General features: G+C 53.5%; 3 protein-coding genes. All 3 read left to right on the top strand.

The window, feature by feature from the left end:
• Positions 1–187: hypothetical protein (locus PG883_RS23185; RefSeq protein ID WP_270808406.1), on the top strand; the 187-nt coding region annotated here is incomplete at its 5' end.
• 216 nt (positions 188–403) lie between these two features.
• Positions 404–1456: a site-specific integrase gene (locus PG883_RS23190; protein ID WP_270808408.1), complete on the top strand. Its 1053-nt coding sequence runs from the start codon at positions 404–406 to the stop codon at positions 1454–1456.
• Positions 1457–1691: 235 nt separating this feature from the next.
• Positions 1692–2303 (top strand): tyrosine-type recombinase/integrase, encoded by a 612-nt coding sequence (locus PG883_RS23195; RefSeq protein ID WP_270808410.1) that lies wholly within the window; start codon positions 1692–1694, stop codon positions 2301–2303.
• Positions 2304–2390 lie beyond the last annotated feature (87 nt).

The following is a 2390-nucleotide window of genomic DNA, read 5'->3' on the forward strand; positions in this document are numbered from 1 at the left end:
TCATGGTGTTCCGCTTTGTTTCTTTGGCGAGAAGAAGCGTACCAGAACCGGCAGTTGGCCTCTTCTCTCCTATGCACCATGGGTGTTGCAGTTATTATCTGAATTCGCGGGTCAATATGGTTACATGCAGCATCAAAAAGCCCTTGGTTTAATTCATTTTGCAGTCAAAAAAAACTTGAACCTATAGAGGAGTTAGGGCTTACAACAGTAGTGTGTCATTGGTATAACCACAGAATAAACGAACTAGAAAACGAAGTGAAAGTCTTAAGGGCAGGTGCGAAGAAAAAATCACCACTCAAAAAATTTCTTTGTAAGTGTTTAAAATTTAATACTTAAAAAGTATCAGTTTCTTTGTGGATGTACTTAATTATACCTTTCTGAAGATTTGAGCTGATATGAATCAATGACTGTTCGCAAACTCGACGATGGCAAGCCCAAGCTCTGGCTTGCCGAGGTCTACCCCCAAGGCCGTGACGGCCCCCGCAAGCGCAAGCGCTTCGCCACCAAAGGCGAAGCTATGGCATGGGAAAAACACATGCTGGCCCAGCCCTGGCAACAACCAGAGGCTGGCCATGCGGATGAGCGGCGGCTGAGTGACTTGGTGGCGCTCTGGTATGGTCGCCACGGCCAAACCCTGACAGATGGCGACCGGCGCCGCGACAAGCTGATCTGGCTGGCGGAGGCGTTGGGTAACCCGCTGGCGACCGAGTTCACAGCCCAGCAGTTTGCGGCCTACCGCGAGCGGAGATTGGCGGGCGAGCTTTATGTGCCCGGTCAGCGCAAACAGGTCTCCCCGACCACCATCAACCGCGAACTGCTCTACCTGCAGGCGGTGTTCAATGAGCTTGGCCGCCTGGGGGAGTGGACCCACGGCAACCCGCTCGAGGTGCTGCGCCAGTACAAGGTTCAAGAATCCGAGCTGGCGTTCCTCAATCAGGAGGAAATTGAACAGTTGCTGGCTGCGTGCGCGGGCCTGAACGACTTGTGGCTGATCGTGATGCTGTGTCTCTCGACCGGTGCCCGTTGGTCCGAGATTGAAAAACTGACCCGTTCACAGGTTGGCATCGGTCGGCTGACCTTCACCCGCACCAAGGGCAAGAAGAACCGCACCGTGCCGGTGGCCGGCTGGTTGCTGGCGCTGCTGCCCAAGCGCACCGGCCGCCTGTTCAGTGACTGCTACGCCGAGTTCGAGAAGGCGTTGCGTCGTGCGAAGATCACCCTGCCGACCGGCCAACGCACTCATGTGCTGCGCCACACCTTCGCCAGTCACTTCATGATGGGTGGCGGCAACATCCTGGTGCTGCAACGCATCCTCGGTCACACCGACATCAAGATGACCATGCGCTATGCCCACTTCGCCCCTGACCACCTCGAAGACGCGGTCAAACTCAACCCGATCACTGCGATGAAAAATGGCGGCAAAGTGGCGGCAGCGCTCACCAGCGACACCCAATAACCCCCATCCATCCCCAAGCAAACCCGCTAAAACACGGCAACTCATTGATTCACTGCGGCTTGCGATGGTTTCAAAATCCGCCGTAGCAATACGTGTCGGTTCGAGTCCGACCCCGGGCACCATTATTAAACCCTGTTTGGTCAACAGGTTAACGTGGCAGATGCGGCGTTATGTCTCCTGAGTACTGCGGTTGAAAACCAAAACTTCGTGCAATTTCGTGCAAAGGGTTTCAACCATGGCAAATATTCAAAAAATCACCGGTAAGCGTGGCAGTAGCTATCGCGTACAGTTCATGAAAAATGGCCGTCGAATCGGTCAAACTTTCAACACCAAAAAAGCCGCCGAAGCCTTTATGGCACAGCTCATTGTTTACGATGACATGGCCGATGCTTTGACGCACTCCAGCCTTTCCACAATTCTCATTGATTCCGCAATAACGGCATTTCTCGATCAGTACAAAGGCCGTGATCGTTCGATCATCCAACGTCTTGGTTGGTGGGCCGAGCACCTCCAAGGGAAGCCTGTCGGTAAGGTCACGCGCCAACATATCAAGTCTGCCCTAGATGTGCTGACAAAGGGCAAGAAGTCCCCGGCTACCCTTAATCGCTACAAGGCGGCTATCTCCAGCTTGTTCGAGTGGTTCAACGAGCAGTACAACACCAAACACAATCCTGCCCGCGAAGTTCGCCAGAAGGCTGAAAACAATGGCCGTACCCGCTTTTTATCTGATGATGAGCTCTCCCGCCTGCTGAAAGCTGCCAGTGTTAGCAGATGGGAGCGGCTGCATCTGCTCATCCACATGGCGATAGCAACCGGTGCTCGTAGGGTAATCCCCCCGAAAAACTGAGGTGCTCATAAGTAGAATTTTCTCGTATCTTGAACGCAGGAGGTTCTACATGAAAACATCACGCTTTAGCGATGCACAGATCATCGC

The sequence above is a fragment of the Aeromonas sp. QDB25 genome (assembly GCF_027707725.1).
In the GTDB taxonomy this organism is placed as follows: domain Bacteria; phylum Pseudomonadota; class Gammaproteobacteria; order Enterobacterales; family Aeromonadaceae; genus Aeromonas; species Aeromonas caviae.

Coding starts and splice junctions, on each gene's coding strand:
- PG883_RS23190 (WP_270808408.1), top strand. CDS start 404: ATGACTGTTCGCAAACTCGACGATGGCAAGCCCAAGCTCTGGCTTGCC.
- PG883_RS23195 (WP_270808410.1), top strand. CDS start 1,692: ATGGCAAATATTCAAAAAATCACCGGTAAGCGTGGCAGTAGCTATCGC.